Here is an 18883-nt window from a genome sequence, read left to right as displayed (position 1 = left end):
TCTCAGCATAAATCGATTTGTCCGCATCTGTAAGCGCTCGATAATCGGCGGTCTGTGCATTTCCATCGCCTATCGAGAGCCCTCAGCATGACCGAACTCATCGCCGTCGCCCTGTTCACCTAGCTCGCCGTCATCAGCCCTGGCGCCGATTTCGCCATGGTCACCCGCAGCAGCTATGCGCAGGGCCGCAAGGCCGGGCTGGCTGCTGCTGTGGGCATCGCCCTGGGGGTGCAGGTGCATGTGTTGTACACGGTGTTGGGCATTGCCGTGATCATCAGCCAGAGCCCGACGCTGTTCTTCGTCATGAAGGTGCTGGGTGCGGGCTACCTGATCTACCTCGGGTACAAGTCATTGACCAACACCCGACGCATCAGCCTGGACGGGGTTGGCCAGTCTGCTGCCAGCGTACTGCAAGCGCTGCGCACCGGCTTTTTGACCAACGCCCTCAACCCCAAGACCATGCTGTTTGTCATCAGTGCCTTCACCCAGGTAGTGCAGCCTGGCAGCCCGCTGGCGCTGAACTTCGCCTACGGTGCGTTCATGTCCGTTGCCCATTGGCTATGGTTCAGCCTGGTGGCGGTATTTTTCTCCAGTACGGCATTGCGCAGGGCGATGATCGAGCGGCAAGTGCTGGTTGACCGGGCCATTGGTCTGGCATTGATCGGGCTTGGCCTGGCTGTGGCGGTGACCGGAATACGTTGAGGCGACGATAGCAGCGCCGAAACCTGTGATTCGGCGCCCGGCTGCTGCGGGATTGGTTGGCGCGGGCATCAGCAACTTTTTCGCAGGCAAAGAAAAAGGGCTTACCTTGCGGTAAGCCCTTCGTCTTGTTTGGTGGCTACACAGGGACTTGAACCCCGGACCCCAGCATTATGAATGCTATGCTCTAACCAACTGAGCTATGTAGCCGATGGCGCGCATTATTCTCTTGAACGCCCCCTCTGTCAACACTCATTTCAAAAAAAATTTGCACGCTTTCAAAAACTTAGCGGCCAGCCCCGGTTTCAGCGCACCACAAGCCAGTGCCCGAGCACGCCCAGCAACTGCAACTGCTGGGCTGCAGCCAGGGATTGCAGGCTTTGGCCAGGCTGGTCGAGGTTGAAGTCGCCGCTTACACGGCGATGAGCCACTTGTTCATCCATCATCCACAGACGCTGCCCTTGGTAACCGGCAAGGCGCTCCAGCACCTGCCTCAATGGCATGTCTGTGGCTTTCAGGCGGCCATTGCGCCAACTGTCAGCGGTTTTCAGATCAACCTTACGCACCGGGTCGATGCGTGTGTCATCGAAGGTTACCCGCTCACCCGCCGAGACCATCCGCTGCTCACCCCCCTGGGTGACCATGGCCTTGCCACTGAATACCACGAGTTCGTCGCGCCCTGCATGGCGGGCTATCTGCAAGCGAGTGCCGTATACCTGGATGCGTGCGTTGCCCACTTCCACGTCCATGGCGCGCCCGTCGAGCACGACTTCCAGATGCACCTGGCCCTGCACCAGGTGCAGTTGGCGGGTGCGGCCGCGCAGGTCGACGTTCATCGCGCTGGCGCTGTCCAGGTTCAATGTCGTGCCATCCGCCAAGCGTATGCTGCGGCGCTCTCCCACATCGGTGTGCAGCTCGCTGGCCAGACGCTGCATCAGCGGCCAGTACAGGTAAGCTGCAGCGGCTAACCCTAGCAAAAACGCAAGCGCCAACCCTTTACCCAGGTGACTGCGACGGACAGTGACATGCCGTGGGCGAGGGCGGGCAGGTGCGGGTTGCAGCTGTTGCCAGAACGTCTCCAGCTCGGCGTAGGCGTGGGCGTTCTCTTGTACCTGGCACCAGGCTGCAAATGCCTGGCGCTGGGTTTCGTCGCAACCGGGCTGGCGCAGCAACGAAAACCACGCCAGCGCTTCCTGTTGTGGATCGGGCTGCAGCTGCTTGGCGGACATCGGGCTCATGGGGGCGGTCTGCTCACGATAGGGGCCGTTTGGCCTAACGATGACAGGAGTCATTGGCAGAGGATGCTAATTATATTGAGAACCATTTTCAAGTACGTGGCGACAGGGGGATAAAAAAGGTAGCTATGTATCTATTTGATTCCTGATAATCGGATCCCAAACCAGAGGACGGAGATTCAGGCAAATGGCCACCAGTAGTGCCTCCACCGCATCCACCCCGGCAGCGGCAAGCCAAGCCTCGCCGATGGTGATGCGTATCATCGGTTTCTGCGCCTTGGCGCACTTGATCAACGACCTGATCCAGTCGGTGCTGCCCGCGATCTACCCGATGCTCAAGGCCAACTACGACCTGAGCTTCGCCCAGATCGGCATGATCACGCTCACGTTCCAGATCACCGCCTCGCTGTTGCAGCCTTGGGTCGGCTTCTTCACCGACCGCCGGCCCACGCCAAATCTGTTGCCGCTAGGCACCCTGTGTACGTTGGTGGGGATCGTGATGCTGGCCTTCGTTGGCAGTTTCCCGATGATCCTGCTGGCGTCGGCTTTGGTGGGCATTGGCTCGTCGACCTTCCACCCGGAAACCTCGCGTATTGCACGGCTGGCCTCGGGCGGGCGCTTCGGCCTGGCCCAATCGACCTTCCAGGTCGGTGGCAACACCGGCTCTGCTCTGGGCCCACTGCTGGCAGCGGCCATCGTCATACCGTTCGGCCAGACCCATGTGGCCTGGTTCGGCCTGGCCGGGCTGTTCTTCCTCGGCGTTACCCTGATGTTGCGCGGCTGGTACAAGGAACACCTCAATCAGGCCAAGGCGCGCAAGGCAGTTCAGGCCACCCACGGCATTTCGCGCAATCGGGTAATCGCGGCGCTGATCGTGCTGGGCTTGCTGGTGTTCTCCAAGTACTTCTACATGGCCAGCTTCACCAGCTACTTTACCTTCTACCTGATCGAGAAGTTCGGAGTGTCGGTGGCCAGCTCGCAGCTGCACCTGTTCCTGTTCCTCGGCGCGGTGGCGGCGGGCACCTTCTTTGGCGGGCCGATCGGTGACCGTATCGGACGCAAGGCTGTGATCTGGTTTTCAATACTGGGCGTGGCGCCGTTCACGCTGGCGCTGCCGTATGCCGACTTGTTCTGGACCACAGTGCTGAGCGTGGTGATCGGCTTTATCCTGGCTTCGGCGTTTTCCGCGATCGTGGTGTATGCGCAGGAGCTGGTGCCGGGCAGCGTGGGCATGATTGCCGGGATCTTCTTCGGCCTGATGTTCGGATTTGGCGGCATTGGCGCTGCGCTGTTGGGGTACGTAGCGGACCTGCGTGGTATCGAATATGTGTATGGGTTGTGCTCGTTCCTGCCATTGTTCGGGTTGTTGGCGGTGTTCCTGCCAAGTACAGGTAAACGCTGAACGCGCCGGGGGCCTGGCAGAGGCCCCTGGGCAATTGACGAGCCCCCCGGAGGTGGCTAGAGTGCCGCCTCTTTTTTCAATCACCTGCGTAGTAGCCAAAGCAATGCGCCGTACCCAGTCCCTCCCACACGCCCGCCAGCCTGCCTTCCAGGCACTGCGTCGTGCATGGCCGAGTGACACGGTGCTCAAGCGCCGCCGCAGCGTGCTGTTTGCCTTCACCTTCTCGCCACACCTCGCCTGAACTGATCTGCGCTATCGCGTCGCTCGCCATTCTGGCGTGCGCGCCTGTTTCTGCACGTCTTTTCGGTTTGCCAGGAGTGGTACATGAACATGCGTTTGTTGGCGGGCTTATTGTTCGCTGTTTCTGTCGTGGGTTTCAGTTTGGGGGCCAGCTTGCCGCTGGTGTCGTTGCGCCTGCATGAAGCGGGGGCGAGCACACTGGAAATCGGCATCATCTCGGCCATCCCTGCCGCCGGCATGATGCTCTCGGCTTTTCTGGTCGACGCCTGCTGCCGCCATCTCGCCCGGCGCACTATCTATCTGCTGTGTTTCAGCCTGTGCACGGTCAGCATCGCCTTGCTCGAGTCCGCGTTCGGCTCGTTGTGGCTGCTGGCGCTGCTGCGCCTGGGCCTGGGGCTTGGCATGGGGATCGCCATCATCCTCGGCGAGTCGTGGGTCAACGAACTGTGCCCCGAACATAACCGCGGCAAGATCATGGCCCTGTACGCCACCAGCTTTACGGGCTTTCAGGTGCTGGGCCCGGCCATGCTGGCAGTGTTGGGCGCCGATAGCCCGTGGATCACGGGTGTCGTCACGGTCTGTTATGGGCTGGCGTTGCTGTGCATCGTGCTGACGGTGCCTAACGACCATGTCGAGCACGAAGAGGGCGAAAAAAGCTTCGGCCTGGCCGGGTTCTTCCGTGTGGCACCGGCGTTGTGCATGGCGGTGCTGTTCTTCTCGTTCTTCGATGCCGTGGTGCTGTCGCTGCTGCCGGTGTACGCCACCAGCCATGGCTTTGCCGTTGGCGTGGCGGCGTTGATGGTGACGGTGGTGTTTGCCGGCGACATGCTGTTCCAGCTGCCGCTGGGCTGGTTGGCCGATCGGGTTGAGCGCACAGGGCTACACCTGGCGTGCGGGCTGGTGGCGATGGTGATCGGCATCGGTTTGCCCTGGCTGCTGAATCTGACCTGGCTGCTGTGGCCGCTGCTGGTGGTGCTGGGCGCGGTGGCGGGGGGGATCTATACCTTGGCGCTGGTGCTGATCGGGCAGCGCTTCAAGGGCCAGGACCTGGTCACTGCCAACGCCAGTGTGGGCTTGCTGTGGGGCGTAGGCAGCCTGGTCGGGCCGCTGGTCAGTGGGGCGGCCATGAATGTCGCGCCGCATGGTTTGCCCATGGCGCTGGCACTGATGGCCGGGCTGTTCGTGTGCTTTGCCAGGCAGTCATACCGGCGCCGTGGGCGGATGCGGGCTGTGGCGCAGTGATAACCCTTTACGCCGCGCCGATGCTTACCCAATAGCGCGTCCTGTACTCGACCCGCACGGGCAGGCTGCGGGTGAGCAGTTGCAGAATCTGCCCGGTGTCAGCCAACTGATAGGTGCCGGAAACCTTCAAACCCGCCACTTCTGGAGCGCAGCGCAACAGGCCCGGTCGGTAGCGGCCGAGTTCGCTGGCAAACTCGGCAAGCGGCATCTGCTGCACGCTGAGTACACCTTCGGTCCAACCCCAGGGGTCGTTGTGCAGTGTTCTGGCCTGAATGCTGCCGTCGGCTGTGACTTGCAAGGTTTCACCGGGCAGCACTTGCCTCGCTGAGGCCGAGGCAGGGAACAGCGTGACTTCACCACGACGCACCGACAGCAGCAGCCCTTGGCTGTTTTCGCGCAGCAACAGCTGGCCATCGAAGGTGGTCAGCGGGCCGACACGGGTGGCGACGTGGAACGGGCGGTTGTCGTTGGGATTGCTGTCGAGGCTGACCTCGCCATGGATCAGTTTCAGCTGGCGTTGCTCCGCGCTGTAGTGCAAGTCGATGGCACTGGCTGTGTTGAGCTGCAGACGGCTGCCGTCACTGCCTTGCCATTGGCGCCGTTCGCCTGTGGCAGTGCTGGTGTCGGCCAGCAGCTGTGGCAGGCCTAGCGGTTCGCGCGCGGCCCAGCCCAGGCTGCCGCCCACGGCCAACAGCCCCAGCAACTTCAGGTGGTCCCTGCGGCTGGCTTTTGGGTGCTGGCTAGCGTCCAGGGTGCGCCGGCTCAGGTCCTTGGGCAGCCCGGCCAGTTCATCACCCAGATTACTGACTCGCTGCCAGGCCAGGCGGTTGTGTGGGTGGCTGGCCAGCCAGTGTTGAAACTGCTGCTCGGTGCGCGGGCTGGGGGTGTCGAAACGCAGCTTCACCAGCCAGTCGATGGCCTGATCGACCTGCGCCTGTGCGGGCGTACCATCAGGCATCGGCATAGCGCAACCGGTAGCAGGCGCCCAGGGCTTTGGCCAGGTCGCGCTCAACGGTGGCCCTGGACACCTCCAGACGTTGGGCAACCTGCACGATGCTCAAACCGTCTAGCTGGGCCAGCAGGAACGCTTGGCGGACGCGCGGTTTCAACTGGTGCAAGGCGCGGTCGAGGCGTTCAAGGCTATCGAGGATGACAAGCTTATCCTCTTCGCTGGGCACTTCTGCTTCGGGCAGGTGAGCCAGGCTCTCCTGGTAGGCCCGCTCCAGCGCGCGGCGGCGGAACTGGTCGATCATCAAGCCACGGGCGATGCTGCTGAGGTAGGCGCGCGGTTCTTTGAGCGGCGACACCTGGCGGGCGCGCAACAACCGCACGAAGGTATCCTGGGCCAGGTCCGCGGCATGTTCACTGCAACCGACCCGGCTGCGTAACCAGCCGCGCAACCAGGCATGGTGAGACTGGTAGAGCAGAGCGACCTCGGTGGGCTTGAGCGTGTCGTTGATCTGCATCGTAGAGAAGGCCCAGTCCAGTGATGTGTGCGATTGTGAATAGTTCTCAATTCTATGCGGGGAAGATGGCGCGGAGCAATGGCATGCCAAAGATTAGCTGCGCAAGAACCGGCGTTTGCCCGATGAACGGCTGCGCTAAGCTGGACCTGCAATCGACTTGATGGAGGTGCCATGATGCTGGCCGACCTTTCGCCCGAGGCCTATCACGAGGCCGCGCAACACCTGGCGGCACTTGACCCGGACTGGTCACGGCATATCGCAGCGATCGGGCCCTGCCTGCACCAGGCTACGCCGGGACGTGAGCCTTATGAGGCATTGGTGCGGGCGATTGCCTACCAGCAACTGCACGCCCGTGCCGCCGAGGCGATCCTGGGGCGTTTGCTGGCACTGTTCCCGGCAGATGATTTTCCCCAGCCAGAGCAGTTGCTGGCGGTATCCCCGGAAACCCTGCGTGCCTGCGGCTTTTCGGCGAGCAAGCTGGTGACGGTCCAAGGCATTGCTCAAGCCACCCTGGAGGGCCTGGTACCGACGCGGGAGCAGGCGTTAACCATGGCTGACGAGGCGTTGATCGAACGCCTGGTGGCGCTGCGTGGGGTAGGGCGGTGGACGGTGGAGATGCTGCTGATCTATAGCCTGGGGCGTTCTGACATTCTGCCGGTGGACGATTTTGGCGTGCGCGAGGGGTATCGGCGGCTCAAGGGGCTGGAGACGGCGCCGACACCGGCGCAAATGCGTTCGCTGGGCGGCGCCTGGCGGCCGTTTCGTACCGTGGCGGCCTGGTACCTGTGGCGGGCCTGAGGTTTTCGCATCGCCCGTACAGGCAACAACATATCCGGGAAACAAAGATGAACCTCTACACCACCCCCGACCAACGCTGGCAAGCCATAGAGAGCCGCGACACTGCCGCCACAGGCCACTTTGTCTACGCCGTACGTACCACCGGCGTCTACTGCCACCCCGGCTGCAAATCACGCCAGGCCAAGCGCGTGAACGTCGAGTTCTACGACACTGCCGCGGCTGCCGAGGCTGCCGGCTACCGTGCTTGCAAACGCTGTATCAGCAAGGCCAGCGCCACCCGCCACAGCCAGCTGGTTACTCACGCCTGCCGCTTGATCGAAACCAGCGACCCCGTTCCAAGCCTCGGCCAACTCAGTGCACGGCTGGCCGTCAGCCCCTTCCACCTGCATCGGCTGTTCAAGGCCGAAACCGGGGTTACCCCCAAAGCCTACGCCACGGCCTTCCGGGCCCGGCGCCTGCGTGCGCACCTGGAAGGCGGCCAGCACTCGGTCACCGATGCTATTTACAACGCCGGCTACAACTCCAACAGCCGCTTCTACGAAAGCGCCGACCAGCGTCTGGGCATGCGCCCCCGGCAATACCGCGCCGGCGGTGCCGGGGCAACCATTCACTTCGCCCTTGGGCAATGCTCGCTGGGTGCAATACTGGTAGCCCAGAGCGACAAGGGCATCTGCGCGATTCTGCTGGGCGACGACCCCGAGGGCTTGTTGCACGAGCTGCAGGATCAGTTCCCCAAGGCCCACCTGATTGGCGGCGACAGCGCCTACGAACAGAAGGTCGCCGAAGTGATCGGTTTCGTCGAAGCGCCCGCCTTGGGCCTGGCCCTGCCGCTGGATGTGCAAGGCACCGCGTTTCAGGAGCGGGTGTGGCAGGCGCTGCGTGAGGTGCCGGCCGGCAGCCGGGTCAGCTACACCGACATCGCCGAGCGCATTGGCGCCCCCAAGGCCGTGCGGGCGGTCGCCATGGCCTGCGCGGCCAACCGTATTGCCGTGGCCATCCCTTGCCACCGCGTGGTGCGCCGGGATGGCGACATCAGCGGTTACCGCTGGGGCGTGGAGCGCAAACAGCAATTGCTGAAGCGAGAAACGGCACTCTCCTGACCGCCCGAAGCCGCGTAGAATCTCCCGCCAAATCGAATTGCAAAGAGGAATATTCGATGAGGCGTGTCAGCCTTGCCCGTTATTGCCCAGGTCTGATTGCCCTGCTGGCCCTGATGCTGTTGCTTGTCAGCCCGGCCTGGTCGGCCCCGGCCACGCCATTGTCCAACCTGGCGGCTGCCGAGGCGCCCGCACTGGACGAAAACGCCAGCCTCGAACAACTGAGCGACCGCTTGGACCTCATCCGCCAAGGCGTCACCAGCGAGGCCAACGACGACGTGCTGTCGCAACTGCGCCTGGGCGCAATGCAGGTTCAGCGTCAAGCTGATGCATTGAGTGCGCTGCGCACTGCCGATGTGGGAAAACTCGATGATCAGCTGAAGGTCATCGGCCCGGCCCAGCCGGGCGAGGCCGCTACCCTGACGCAGCAGCGCAAAGCGCTGGAGGCCGAGAAAAAGGCGCTGGTAGCCCAGCAGGATCAGGCCACCAAGCTGACCCAGTCGGCCCGTGACCTGTCCACGCAAATCGTCAACCTGCGCCGCAGCCAGTTCAACTCGCAAATCACCAGCCGTGCAGCCTCGCCGCTGAGCCCGGCGTTCTGGCAGAGCATCATCCGCCCCACCCAGGACGACGTGGCGCGCCTGCGTGACCTGCGCGGCGAGGCGGCCGACGCCATCAGCAGCGCCTTCAGCGCCGAAAACCGCTGGCTGTTCGTTGCCAGCCTGGTGGCGGCGATTCTGGTGTGGACGTTGGTACGGCGCGTGCTTGAACGCTTGCTGGCCAGTGCCATGATCCGTTGGTTGCCGGAGGGCCGCCTGCGCCGCAGCGCCTTGGCTCTGGGCGTTAGCCTGGCAACCCTGGGCACCATCGCCGGCTCGGTGTCTTTGCTGCGCTGGGGGCTGGAAAGCAATGCGCGATTGGGTTCGGATATCACCAGCCTGACCAATCACATTCTTACCCTGGTGGTGTTCAGTGCCTTCATCACAGGCCTGGGCCGCGCCATGCTGATGCTGCAGCGTCCGTCCTGGCGGTTGCCGGCGATCCACGACGAAGTCGCCAGTGCGCTGGGCTGGTTCCCGAAGGTGCTGGCATTGGCACTGATGGTCATGATGACCATGGAGCGCATGAACAGCGTGATCGGCGCCAGCCTGGCGCTGACGGTGGCCGTCAACGGGCTGACCGCGCTGGTGGTGGCGCTCACCTTTGCAGGCGCGCTGCTGTGTTATCGCCGCACCCTGCGCAAGCATGACCTGGAGCGCCCGACGGGCCTGGCCGGGCTGATCCCGTTCGTGATGGTCATCTGGCTGACGTTGATCCTGCTGGCACTGCTCACCGGCTACCTGACACTCGCCTATTTCCTTACCGCCAAGCTGTTGTGGGTCAGCCTGGTGATCACCTGTGCCTACTTGCTGACCACCTTCTTCGGCGACCTGTGCGAAACCCTGCTGTCGCCCCGCCAGCCCGGTGGCCTGGCACTGGCGTCGACCCTGGGCCTGGCGCCTCGCCATCAGGCGCAGGCCAGCACCATACTGGCCGGCATCGGCCGCACTGTCGTGCTGTTCCTGGCACTGCTGCTGGTGTTGATGCCGTCGGGCACCAGCCCTAGCGAATTGCTGCTGAGTCTGGGCGACTGGGATGGGACCGGCGGCAAGGTGCTCGGCAACCTGAACATCGTGCCGCAGGACATCCTGCTGGCCTTGGCGATCTTCCTCGGTGGCCTGTTCGCCATCCGTGTGGTCAAGCGCTGGCTGAGCGACCGCCTGCTGCCGGAAACCGAGATGGACGCCGGCATGCGGGCCTCGCTGGTGACCCTGGTGGGTTACCTGGGGTTCCTGTTCCTGGCCATGCTGGTGATGTCGACCTTGCGTATCAACCTCACCAGCCTGACCTGGGTGGTCAGTGCCCTGTCGGTCGGTATCGGTTTCGGTTTGCAGCAGATCGTGCAGAACTTCATTTCCGGCCTGATCCTGCTGACCGAGCGCCCGGTGAAGGTCGGCGACTGGGTCAGCCTGGCGGGTGTCGAGGGTGATATCCGCCGCATCAACGTGCGCGCCACGGAGATCCAGATGTCTGACCGTTCCACGGTGATCGTGCCCAACTCGCAGTTCATCTCGCAGAACGTGCGCAACGTGACCATGGGCAATGCGCTGGGCGTGGTCAGCATTACCTTGACACTGCCGCTGGAGACTGATGCCAACCGCGTCCGGGAGCTGCTGCTGGCGGCTTACCATGAGCATGAGGCGATTCTGGATGCGCCAGCTGCCTCGGTGTCGTTCAAGGACCTGACGGCCAGCGGCATGGTGATTGGTGTGAGTGGCTATGTGGCCGGGCCGCGGCAGGTATCGGGAGCCCGCAGCGACCTTTTGTTCACCATTCTTGGCCGGTTGCGCGATGAAGGCATTCCACTGTCTTCGCCGCAGAGCATGGTGCTGGTGCAGGAGGGGGCGCGGCCGGCTGACGAGTCGGTGTAGGCATCGGGGGGCAGTCCAGCTGGTAGGAGCGGGTTTACCCGCGAAAGGGCCGGCCCTGCTGGCCAATCTCCCCCGCCGTTCACCGTTGCCGCCGCCACCGTATTTGCGGGTAAACCCGCTCCTACGCGGATTGGTGGTGGACACACCTCGGGGGTTGGACACAGGCCGTCGTGTAGGAGCGGGTTCACCCGCGAAAGGGCCGGCCCTGCTGGCCAATTTCCACCCGCCGTTCACTGTTGCCGCCGCTACCGTATTCGCGGGTAAACCCGCTCCTACGCAGATTGGTGGTGGACACACCTCGGGGGTTGGACACAGGCCGCCGTGTAGGAGCGGGTTCACCCGCGAAGAGGCCGGCCCTGCTGGCCAATTTCCCCCCGCCGTTCACTGTTGCTGCCGCTACCGTATTCGCGGGTAAACCCGCTCCTACGCAGATTGGTGGTGGACACACCTCGGGGGTTGGACACAGGCCGTCGTGTAGGAGCGGGTTCACCCGCGAAGAGGCCGGCCCTGCTGGCCAATTTCCCCCGCCGTTCACTGTCGCCGCCGCTACCGTATTCGCGGGTAAACCCGCTCCTACACCTGATCGGGGGTGGACACACACCGGAGTTTGGACACAGGCCGCCGTGTAGGAGCGGGTTTACCCGCGAACACCGGCAGAGCCGGTGCCATTACGCGACCCCTTGCGATATCAGCCCAGGCAGCGGGTTACGTGCTTGACCGACTGATAGGCCGACAACCCCCAAGGCCCCAGCTCACGGCCGATCCCGCTGCCCTTGGTGCCCCCCCATGACGTTTCGACGAACACCGCCTGCACCGAGTTGATCCACACATGGCCAACCTCCAGCGCATCGGCCACGCGCTCGGCGCGTTCCAGGTCGGCGGAGCATACTGTAGCCACCAGCCCGAAGCGGCTGTCATTGGCTTCGGCAATGGCCTGTTCCTCGGTGGCAAAGCGCCGTGCGCAGAGCACCGGGCCAAAGATTTCCTCGGTCCACAGGCGGCTGTCTTTCGGCACATCGGTATACAGCGTCGGGCTGACGAACCAGCCTTCACGGTCCAGTGCATGGCCGCCGGCCAGGCACTGCAAACCTTCTTCCCGCGCCGTGGCAAAGTAGCTGGCCACCTTCAACCATTGCGCCTGGCTGGTCAGCGGGCCCATGTCGACCTCTTCGGTCAAAGGATTACCCACCCGCAGGTTTTCCAGTGCCGCCTGCAAGCGCGGCAGCAGTGCATCGGCAATGCCGTCCTGCACCAGCAGCCGCGATGTGGCCGAACACATCTGGCCGGCATTCCAGCTGATGCCGGCAACAATCCATTCCACCGCCTGGTCGACATCGCAATCATCGAACACCACGATGGCCGACTTACCGCCCAGCTCCAGCGTCACCGGCCGGCACTGCGCCGAAGCGCTGCGCATCACCTGGCTGCCGACGCTGTTGCTACCGGTGAAGGACAACTTGTCCAGGCCATTGTGATTGCTCAGCGCGGCGCCGGTCTCGGCCTTGCCGTTGACGATGTTCAGCACCCCGGCGGGCAGGCCCAGGGCGTCGGCGATCTGGCCGTAGGCCTGCTCGATCAGTGGGGTGACCTCTGAAGGCTTGAGCACCACGGTGCAACCGGCGGCCAGGGCCGGGGCAAGTTTCCAGGCGCTGGTCACCAACGGGAAGTTCCACGGCACGATCAGGCCGACCACGCCCACTGGTTCAAGACGGGTGCGGGCGGTGAAACCCGGCGCAGCCAGCGGCACAGTGCGGTTTTTCGATGGCAGCTGCTCGGCCAGCTCGGCGTAATAGCCAAAGGTGGCGATGGCGTCATCCAGGTCGATTTCCGCTTCGTGACGCGGTTTGCCGTTATTGCGCATCTGCACGGTGACAAGCGCTTCACGGCGCTGCCCGAGCTGTTCGGCAAAACCACGCAGGAAGGCGGCACGTTCACTGGCGCTGGTGCTTTTCCAGGCGGGCAGGGCGCTGCGGGCAGCGGCGACGGCCTGGTCAACCTGGCTCACGCTGGCGGCCATCAGCTCGGCGAACGGTTGCCCCAGCGCAGGGTCGTTGACGCTGATGCAGTCGCTGCCTTGGCCTTCGACCCAATGGCCGGCGATATAGTGGGAAGTGGTCATGGTCGGTTTCCAGTCAGGCCATTTCGGCGGTGGTCACAGGCGTATGCGCGGTGCTTTTGCAACGCACCCATCGCGGGCCCAGGGGGCCATACACGCCAGCAGGTTCAGGGAACAGGTTGAGCAACAGCAGGTACAGCACGCCAGCCAGCCCCAGCGTGACCGGCAGGCTCAGGTCGATGCCGCCCGCCAGGTCACCCAGTGGGCCGACGAACTGCCCCGGCAGGTTGACGAAGCACAGGCCAACCGCCGCGCTGGGGATCCACGCCCCCATGCCGCGCCAGTTCCAGCCGTGCAGGAACCAGTAGTGGCCACCACGCTGGCCGCGGGTGAATACCTGCAGGTCGTCGGCGTGGTAGAAGCCGCGGCGGGTAATCAGGCCAAGGATCATGATCACCATCCACGGGCTGGTGCAGGTAATGATCAGCACGGCAAAGGTCGATACGCTCTGCACGAGGTTGAAGGTGAAGCGGCCAATGAAGATGAAGCCAATCGCCAGCACGCCGATCAGCAGCGTAGCGCCAGCACGGCTGAGCAGGCGCGGGAACACGCTGGACATGTCCAGGCCGGTGCCATACAGCGCGGTGGTGCCGGTGGACATGCCGCCGATCACCGCAATCAGGCACACCGGAAGGAAGAACCAGCTTGGCGCTACCGCCAGCAGGCCGCCGACATAGTTGTTGGCGGCAATGTAGTCGGGCGCCTGGGTGGCGACCAGGGTGGCCGTACACAGGCCGAACAGGAACGGAATCAGCGTCGCCCCCTGTGCCGCGATCACGGCCAGCATGATGCGCGCCTTGGGTGTTTCCCGTGGAATGTAGCGCGACCAGTCACCCAGAAACGCACCGAACGACACCGGGTTGCTCATGGCCAGGATCGCCGCGCCGACGAACGCAGCCCAGAAACCTGCCTGGCCAAGGTTGACGCTGCCTGCGTAGCCGGCATCGAAGGGCCCGGCAAAGGCGACGATGCCCAGCAGGAACAGCAGGCTCGAGGCCCACACGGCAATCTTGTTGACCCACAGCATGAAGCGGAAGCCAAAGATGCATACCACCAGTACCAGCACCGCGAACAAGCCGTAGGCCAGGCCCAGGGTCAGGTCGGTCTCTGGCAGGCCGGCCAGGCGCTTGGCACCACCGACCAACGCATCGCCCGAGCTCCACACCGAGAGCGAGAAAAACGCCACCGCCGTAAGCAGCGACAGGAACGAGCCGACGATGCGCCCGTGTACACCAAAGTGCGCACCCGATGAAACGGCGTTGTTGGTGCCGTTAAGCGCGCCGAACAGCCCCATCGGTGCAAGGATCAGCGCGCCGATGCCAACGCCAAGCAGAATCGCCCACACACCCGCCTGGAAAGACAACCCGAAAAGCACCGGGAAGCTGCCCAGTACGGCGGTAGCGAAGGTATTGGCACCGCCGAAGATCAGGCGGAACAGGTCTAGCGGGGAGGCGTCGCGTTGATCGGCGGGGATCTGTTCGACGCCGTTGGTCTCGATACCGGTCGAGTGGCTCATGGTGGTGCTCCAGCGCGGTTGTTGTAGCCAGCGCAGTGCGCGGGCCTTCTTGTGGGTGCGATGGCAGGGCGGCAGCGCCGCGTAAAGGGTGATCAGGCCGGTGTTACGACCGACAGGTGCTCGTGGCAGGCCAGCCACAGGTCACCATGGCGACGGAAGACGATGGTCTCGCGCTCGCTCAACGGGTGTTCTTCACCGCCGATGCGGATACGCGTGGCCACATCGTGCATGAACACAGCCACGTCGCCTTGCAGGCTTACATGGGCGTTGCCCGATTCGCAGGCAAGCACGGTAAAGCCCTCGGCCTGCCACTGGGCCCAGAGCTCTTCATAGGCGCGACGCGACAGCAGCGGATACGGCAAGGTGTGGAACAGAAAGGTGGCGTCTTCGCTGAAGCAAGCGAAATAGCGGGCGGTGTCGTTGCTGGCGAACGCCGCGACGAGGTCGGCGGCGGCTTGCCGCACTTGAAGTGTCTGGTCCACGGGAGTGGCCTCACGGTTTATTGTGATTGTGGTGAAGCGATTCTGGTGGCGGTGGGCGAGGGGAAAAATCGCTGGCGGCAAATAATCAGTTCAGGAATTTGTGAAGTGATGGGGGCGCCAGGACAGGCAAGCCGACTGACGGTCTCTCACCCCCCATCCTTGCCTACGCTGATACTCCCAACCCGCTGAAGCAAGGAGATCCACCGTGGCCTTCCAATACAAGCGTCTGGACAAGAACAACGCAGCCGTACTGCTGGTCGACCATCAGACCGGTTTGCTCTCGCTGGTAAGGGACATCGACCCCGACCGCTTCAAGAACAACGTGTTGGCCCTGTCCGACCTGGCCAAATACTTCAAGCTGCCGACCATCCTCACCACCAGTTTCGAGACTGGGCCCAACGGCCCGCTGGTGCCGGAACTGAAAGAGCAGTTCCCTGATGCCCCCTACATTGCACGTCCGGGCAACATCAATGCCTGGGACAACGAAGATTTCGTCAAAGCGGTAAAAGCCACCGGCAAGAAGCAGCTGCTGATTGCTGGTGTGGTCACTGAAGTATGCGTGGCCTTCCCGGCCCTGTCGGCATTGGAGGAGGGCTTCGAGGTATTCGTCGTCACCGACGCCTCTGGCACGTTCAACGAACTGACCCGTGACTCGGCTTGGCGACGCATGGAGGCTGCCGGGGCGCAACTGATGACCTGGTTCGGCGTGGCCTGCGAACTGCACCGTGACTGGCGCAACGACATCGAAGGGCTGGGTACCTTGTTCTCCAACCATATCCCGGACTACCGCAACCTGATGACCAGCTACAACAAGCTGGCCAAATAGTGCCTCCCGGGGGCTGCACGACAGCCCCCACATCAATCTGCAAGCGAAGCGGCAAACTGGCATTAATCGACCATACTCACTCTTCATCAGCCTTCAGGAGCGTGTCATGTCGAAGCCGTCCAGGAAGCCCCCCAAAAACAGCCAGAAAAACTGGGCGGCAAAGCCTACGAAAAAGCGCTCAAGAATCTGCATGTAGAGCTGGTGAAGCTACAGGAGTGGGTGGTGGCCAAGGGCCTGAAGGTATGCATTGTCTTCGAAGGCCGCGATGGCGCCGGCAAGGGCGGCACCATCAAGGCCATTACCGAGCGTGTCAGCCCACGGGTGTTCCGTGTGGTGGCCCTGCCCGCACCGACCGAGCGGGAAAAGACCCAAATGTACCTGCAGCGCTACCTGGGCCATCTGCCAGCGGCGGGCGAAGTGGTGATCTTTGATCGCAGTTGGTACAACCGAGCGGGCGTTGAGCGGGTAATGGGCTTTTGCTCTGGTGAGCAAGTGGACAAGTTTCTGGCCGGTGTACCTGTGTTCGAAAGGGTCATGGTCGATTCGGGGATCATCCTCATCAAGTACTGGCTTGAAGTCAGCGCCGATGAGCAGACCCGGCGCCTGCAGGACCGCATCAACGACGGCCGCAAGCTGTGGAAGTTATCGCCGATGGACCTCAAGTCGTATAGCCGCTGGGATGAATACACCCAAGCGCGTGACGAAATGTTCCAGGCGTCGGATACCGCTTGGGCACCGTGGTTCATGGCCAATTCCAACGACAAACGTCGCGCCCGGCTGAATATCATCAGCCACCTGCTCAGCCGTATTCCCTACAAGGACATAACCCGCGACCAGCAGGTGAAGCTGCCCAAACGCGGCAAGATCGGCAAGTACAAGGCAGTCGCCTACCCGTTCAAGTTCGTCGAAGAACGCTTCTGAACCCCTCCCAGCAGGGAGCTGCGAAGGTACGAGCTCATGCCACATGACGGCAGCCTGTTGCAGGCGACGGTGGTATTCCTTTTGGCGGTGGTACTTCTGGTACCGCTGGCGCAGCGTCTGAAAATGGGCGCAGTACCGGGATACCTGTTGGCGGGTATCCTGATTGGTCCGTCGGTGTTTGGCCTGCTCGGCAACCCGGACAACGTGGCGCGGCTGTCGGAAATGGGCGTGGTCATGCTGTTGTTCGTGATTGGCCTGGAGCTGTCCCCAAAGCGTCTGTGGACCATGCGCCGGGCGCTATTTGGCGTCGGCAGCTTGCAAGTGGGGCTGACCGCTGTGCTGCTTGGGCTACTGGCATTCTGGCTGTTCGACCAATCGAAACCTGCCGCCATCGTGCTGGGCCTGGGCCTGGCGCTGTCGTCCACTGCCTTTGGCTTGCAGGTACTGGCCGAGCGCAAGGACCTGGGCAAACCTCATGGCCGCATGGCCGTGGCCATCCTGCTGTTCCAGGACATTGCCGCCATTCCCTTGATTGCCGTGGTGCCGCTGCTCGGTGGCGATGTCAGCACTGCTGACGAAGGTGCCTGGCCCTTGCTGGCTGTGGTTGTCGGCATTGGTGTGCTGATTGTTTTTGGCCGTTATCTGCTGACCCCGATATTCAAGTGGACGGTGGGTTCGGGCCTGCCTGAACTGTCGACCGCCACGGCCTTGCTGGTCGTGCTGGGCACCGCCTGGTTGATGGAGCATGTGGGTGTGTCGATGGCGCTGGGGGCCTTCCTGGCCGGTGTGCTGATGGCCGAGTCGCCGTTTCGCCACGAACTGGAAACCCAGATCGAGCCGATCAAAGGCCTGTTTCTTGGATTGTTCTTCGTTGGCGTAGGTATGAGTGCCGACCTGCGCCTGCTGTTCGGCATGCCGCTGATGGTGTTGGGCCTGACGTTGCTGCTGGTCGCCATCAAGCTGCCCTTGTTGTATGGCCTGGGGCGCACGATGGGTGGGCTCAACAAGGCCCAGGCGCTCTGCCTGGGCGTGGTGCTGGCTTCGGGGGGCGAGTTCGCCTTCGTGGTGTTCAAGCTGGCGCTGGAGCACCAAGTGCTCACGCAAGCAGTACACGACCTGCTGGTGCTGGCCATCACCTTGTCGATGGCGGTGGTGCCCTTGGTCATGATGGCCTTGGCGCGGCAGCTGCGCGATGACAGCCCTGTGCAGGCATCCCCTGAAACGGGGCAGTGAATTGCGCCGTGCTGGTGCATTGAATATCGGGAGATGAATCATGCAGTCGAGTTTCAAGTTGGACAGCGCCCTTTCGCGGGGCTTGCTCGATGTGCTGATCAAGGCCGGTCTGGTGGCAGCCTTGGTGATCTTCGCCTTCCAGGTGTTCCAGCCGTTCCTGGAGTTGATGCTGTGGGCGGTGATTCTGGCGGTCACCTTGTACCCGTTGCATTGCCGCATCCAGCGCCGCACCGGGCTCAAGCAAGGCTATGCGGCGACGCTGGTGGTGCTATTGGTTCTGGTGCTGCTGCTGGTGCCTATCTACCTGGTAGTGATGTCCATCGGCGAATCGGTGGACAGCCTGGTGACGCTACTCAAGAGCGGCGCCTGGAGCGTGCCGGTCCCGCCTGATTCCGTGGCGGCCTGGCCACTGATCGGGCCGAAGGTGCACGCGCTGTGGTTGGCGGCCTCCGAAAACATGGCCAGTGTACTGAATCAGTGGATGCCCCAGATCAAGGGGGCCGGGCTAACGGTGCTGGGCGCTGCGGCCAGCGCCGGCGGGGCCTTTCTTCTGTTCATCGGTGCAATCATCATTTCCGGGGTCATCATGGCCTTCGGTGAACGAGGTGAAATCGCTACCCAACGCATCGCCATGCGGGTTTCAGGCGCAGAGCGCGGTAAACCCTTGGCCACGCTGTGCACGGCCACCATTCGCGCGGTGGCACAAGGGGTGATCGGCATTGCCTTCATCCAGATGCTGCTGATCGGTGTTGGTTTTGTCATCAAAGGGGTTCCCGGTGCCGGGATGCTGGCCATCGTCATCCTCATGCTGGGCATTGCACAGGCCCCGGCGACGCTGGTGACCTTGCCGGTGATCATTTATGTGTTCAACGCCGAAGGCTTCACGGTGGCGACCATCATTTTTGCCATCTACACCTTCGTCGCCGGCCTTGCCGACAACGTGCTCAAGCCGCTGCTGCTGGGGCGCGGGGTTGATGTACCGATGCCGGTGGTACTGATCGGGGCATTGGGCGGCATGGTGGTCAAAGGCATCATCGGCTTGTTCATCGGCCCGGTAATCCTCGGCGTGACGTACGTGCTGTTCTGGCAATGGGTTGCGCTGCAGGTGCCGGAGCAACCGGCACCCCCTGCCGCCTAGG

16 protein-coding genes, 1 tRNA gene and 1 pseudogene are annotated in these 18883 nt (G+C 63.0%); 11 read left to right on the top strand and 7 right to left on the bottom strand.

What is annotated here, in order from left to right:
- Window positions 1–132: 132 nt before the first annotated feature.
- Window positions 133–702 carry a LysE family translocator gene (locus tag C4Q27_RS07780; protein ID WP_256600099.1) on the top strand — a complete coding sequence of 190 codons (570 nt, stop codon included), beginning with the start codon at window positions 133–135 and terminating at the stop codon, window positions 700–702.
- A gap of 130 nt (window positions 703–832) precedes the next feature.
- On the opposite strand, the gene C4Q27_RS07775 is transcribed toward C4Q27_RS07780, so the two are convergent.
- Together C4Q27_RS07775 and C4Q27_RS07770 are read right to left on the bottom strand one after the other, a co-directional pair.
- A tRNA-Met gene (locus tag C4Q27_RS07775) sits at window positions 833–909 on the bottom strand.
- Between the two features lie 95 nt (window positions 910–1004).
- Window positions 1005–1928 (bottom strand): FecR domain-containing protein, encoded by a 924-nt coding sequence (locus tag C4Q27_RS07770; protein WP_104886696.1) that lies wholly within the window; start codon window positions 1926–1928, stop codon window positions 1005–1007.
- A 193-nt stretch (window positions 1929–2121) separates the two neighbouring features.
- Here C4Q27_RS07770 and C4Q27_RS07765 point away from each other — a divergent pair, with 193 nt between their 5' ends.
- From C4Q27_RS07765 to C4Q27_RS07760, 3 genes are all read left to right on the top strand, one after another.
- Window positions 2122–3336 carry an MFS transporter gene (locus C4Q27_RS07765; protein ID WP_017148092.1) on the top strand — a complete coding sequence of 405 codons (1215 nt, stop codon included), beginning with the start codon at window positions 2122–2124 and terminating at the stop codon, window positions 3334–3336.
- Window positions 3337–3439: 103 nt separating this feature from the next.
- The gene (locus C4Q27_RS29410) at window positions 3440–3577 is read left to right on the top strand and encodes a hypothetical protein (RefSeq protein WP_003247435.1); all 138 of its coding nucleotides are present in this window, start codon (window positions 3440–3442) and stop codon (window positions 3575–3577) included.
- A gap of 83 nt (window positions 3578–3660) precedes the next feature.
- Window positions 3661–4818, top strand: a complete 1158-nt coding sequence (locus C4Q27_RS07760; protein ID WP_064491207.1) for an MFS transporter — start codon at window positions 3661–3663, stop codon at window positions 4816–4818.
- Window positions 4819–4825: 7 nt separating this feature from the next.
- Here C4Q27_RS07760 and C4Q27_RS07755 read toward each other — a convergent pair whose 3' ends face one another.
- Both C4Q27_RS07755 and C4Q27_RS07750 read right to left on the bottom strand, forming a co-directional pair.
- Window positions 4826–5782 (bottom strand): FecR domain-containing protein, encoded by a 957-nt coding sequence (locus tag C4Q27_RS07755; RefSeq protein ID WP_064491206.1) that lies wholly within the window; start codon window positions 5780–5782, stop codon window positions 4826–4828.
- A complete protein-coding gene (locus C4Q27_RS07750) occupies window positions 5769–6284 on the bottom strand; it encodes a sigma-70 family RNA polymerase sigma factor (RefSeq protein ID WP_064491205.1) in 516 nt (171 codons plus the stop codon). The genes C4Q27_RS07755 and C4Q27_RS07750 overlap by 14 nt, the downstream gene beginning before the upstream one ends.
- A 171-nt stretch (window positions 6285–6455) precedes the next feature.
- Between C4Q27_RS07750 and C4Q27_RS07745 the strand changes: the two genes are divergently transcribed.
- Genes C4Q27_RS07745 through C4Q27_RS07735 form a run of 3 tightly spaced genes read left to right on the top strand, consistent with a single transcriptional unit; the run spans window position 6456 to window position 10650 of the window.
- On the top strand, window positions 6456–7082 hold the full coding sequence (locus C4Q27_RS07745; protein ID WP_010951953.1) for a DNA-3-methyladenine glycosylase: 627 nt from the start codon (window positions 6456–6458) through the stop codon (window positions 7080–7082).
- A 47-nt stretch (window positions 7083–7129) separates the two neighbouring features.
- Window positions 7130–8182, top strand: a complete 1053-nt coding sequence (gene ada, locus C4Q27_RS07740; RefSeq protein WP_064491204.1) for a bifunctional DNA-binding transcriptional regulator/O6-methylguanine-DNA methyltransferase Ada — start codon at window positions 7130–7132, stop codon at window positions 8180–8182.
- 56 nt (window positions 8183–8238) lie between these two features.
- Entirely contained in the window at window positions 8239–10650 is a 2412-nt protein-coding gene (locus tag C4Q27_RS07735) for a DUF3772 domain-containing protein (RefSeq protein WP_064491203.1), read from the top strand.
- A gap of 688 nt (window positions 10651–11338) precedes the next feature.
- On the opposite strand, the gene C4Q27_RS07720 is transcribed toward C4Q27_RS07735, so the two are convergent.
- The 3 genes from C4Q27_RS07720 to C4Q27_RS07710 all read right to left on the bottom strand — a co-directional run bounded on the left by C4Q27_RS07720 (window position 11339) and on the right by C4Q27_RS07710 (window position 14764).
- Window positions 11339–12769 carry an aldehyde dehydrogenase family protein gene (locus tag C4Q27_RS07720; protein ID WP_064490912.1) on the bottom strand — a complete coding sequence of 477 codons (1431 nt, stop codon included), beginning with the start codon at window positions 12767–12769 and terminating at the stop codon, window positions 11339–11341.
- A gap of 13 nt (window positions 12770–12782) precedes the next feature.
- Complete coding sequence (locus tag C4Q27_RS07715) at window positions 12783–14282, bottom strand: cytosine permease (protein WP_010951957.1); 1500 nt, start codon at window positions 14280–14282, stop codon at window positions 12783–12785.
- A gap of 92 nt (window positions 14283–14374) precedes the next feature.
- Window positions 14375–14764 carry a nuclear transport factor 2 family protein gene (locus C4Q27_RS07710; protein ID WP_104886694.1) on the bottom strand — a complete coding sequence of 130 codons (390 nt, stop codon included), beginning with the start codon at window positions 14762–14764 and terminating at the stop codon, window positions 14375–14377.
- Window positions 14765–14969: 205 nt separating this feature from the next.
- Between C4Q27_RS07710 and ycaC the strand changes: the two genes are divergently transcribed.
- From ycaC to C4Q27_RS07690, 4 genes and pseudogenes are all read left to right on the top strand, one after another.
- On the top strand, window positions 14970–15590 hold the full coding sequence (gene ycaC / locus C4Q27_RS07705) for an isochorismate family cysteine hydrolase YcaC (RefSeq protein WP_010951959.1): 621 nt from the start codon (window positions 14970–14972) through the stop codon (window positions 15588–15590).
- 106 nt (window positions 15591–15696) lie between these two features.
- Window positions 15697–16511, top strand: a pseudogene (gene ppk2, locus C4Q27_RS07700) (polyphosphate kinase 2).
- A 36-nt stretch (window positions 16512–16547) separates the two neighbouring features.
- Window positions 16548–17744 carry a monovalent cation:proton antiporter-2 (CPA2) family protein gene (locus tag C4Q27_RS07695; protein WP_064490915.1) on the top strand — a complete coding sequence of 399 codons (1197 nt, stop codon included), beginning with the start codon at window positions 16548–16550 and terminating at the stop codon, window positions 17742–17744.
- 40 nt (window positions 17745–17784) lie between these two features.
- On the top strand, window positions 17785–18882 hold the full coding sequence (locus C4Q27_RS07690) for an AI-2E family transporter (protein WP_064490916.1): 1098 nt from the start codon (window positions 17785–17787) through the stop codon (window positions 18880–18882).
- Window position 18883 lies beyond the last annotated feature (1 nt).

It is taken from the genome of Pseudomonas sp. SWI36, from assembly GCF_002948105.1.
GTDB classification, from domain to species: domain Bacteria; phylum Pseudomonadota; class Gammaproteobacteria; order Pseudomonadales; family Pseudomonadaceae; genus Aquipseudomonas; species Aquipseudomonas alloputida.
Note: the sequence above shows the minus strand (reverse complement) of the source record. Positions and strands in the feature narration are given on the sequence as shown.

Bases quoted from the DNA above. Each gene is read 5' to 3' on its own strand.
- C4Q27_RS07745 (WP_010951953.1), top strand. From the start codon at position 6,456: ATGATGCTGGCCGACCTTTCGCCCGAGGCCTATCACGAGGCCGCGCAA.
- C4Q27_RS29410 (WP_003247435.1), top strand. From the start codon at position 3,440: ATGCGCCGTACCCAGTCCCTCCCACACGCCCGCCAGCCTGCCTTCCAG.
- C4Q27_RS07715 (WP_010951957.1), bottom strand. From the start codon at position 14,282: ATGAGCCACTCGACCGGTATCGAGACCAACGGCGTCGAACAGATCCCC.
- ada (WP_064491204.1), top strand. From the start codon at position 7,130: ATGAACCTCTACACCACCCCCGACCAACGCTGGCAAGCCATAGAGAGC.
- C4Q27_RS07755 (WP_064491206.1), bottom strand. From the start codon at position 5,782: ATGCCGATGCCTGATGGTACGCCCGCACAGGCGCAGGTCGATCAGGCC.
- C4Q27_RS07750 (WP_064491205.1), bottom strand. From the start codon at position 6,284: ATGCAGATCAACGACACGCTCAAGCCCACCGAGGTCGCTCTGCTCTAC.
- C4Q27_RS07690 (WP_064490916.1), top strand. From the start codon at position 17,785: ATGCAGTCGAGTTTCAAGTTGGACAGCGCCCTTTCGCGGGGCTTGCTC.
- C4Q27_RS07695 (WP_064490915.1), top strand. From the start codon at position 16,548: ATGCCACATGACGGCAGCCTGTTGCAGGCGACGGTGGTATTCCTTTTG.
- C4Q27_RS07735 (WP_064491203.1), top strand. From the start codon at position 8,239: ATGAGGCGTGTCAGCCTTGCCCGTTATTGCCCAGGTCTGATTGCCCTG.
- C4Q27_RS07760 (WP_064491207.1), top strand. From the start codon at position 3,661: ATGAACATGCGTTTGTTGGCGGGCTTATTGTTCGCTGTTTCTGTCGTG.
- C4Q27_RS07720 (WP_064490912.1), bottom strand. From the start codon at position 12,769: ATGACCACTTCCCACTATATCGCCGGCCATTGGGTCGAAGGCCAAGGC.
- C4Q27_RS07765 (WP_017148092.1), top strand. From the start codon at position 2,122: ATGGCCACCAGTAGTGCCTCCACCGCATCCACCCCGGCAGCGGCAAGC.
- C4Q27_RS07770 (WP_104886696.1), bottom strand. From the start codon at position 1,928: ATGTCCGCCAAGCAGCTGCAGCCCGATCCACAACAGGAAGCGCTGGCG.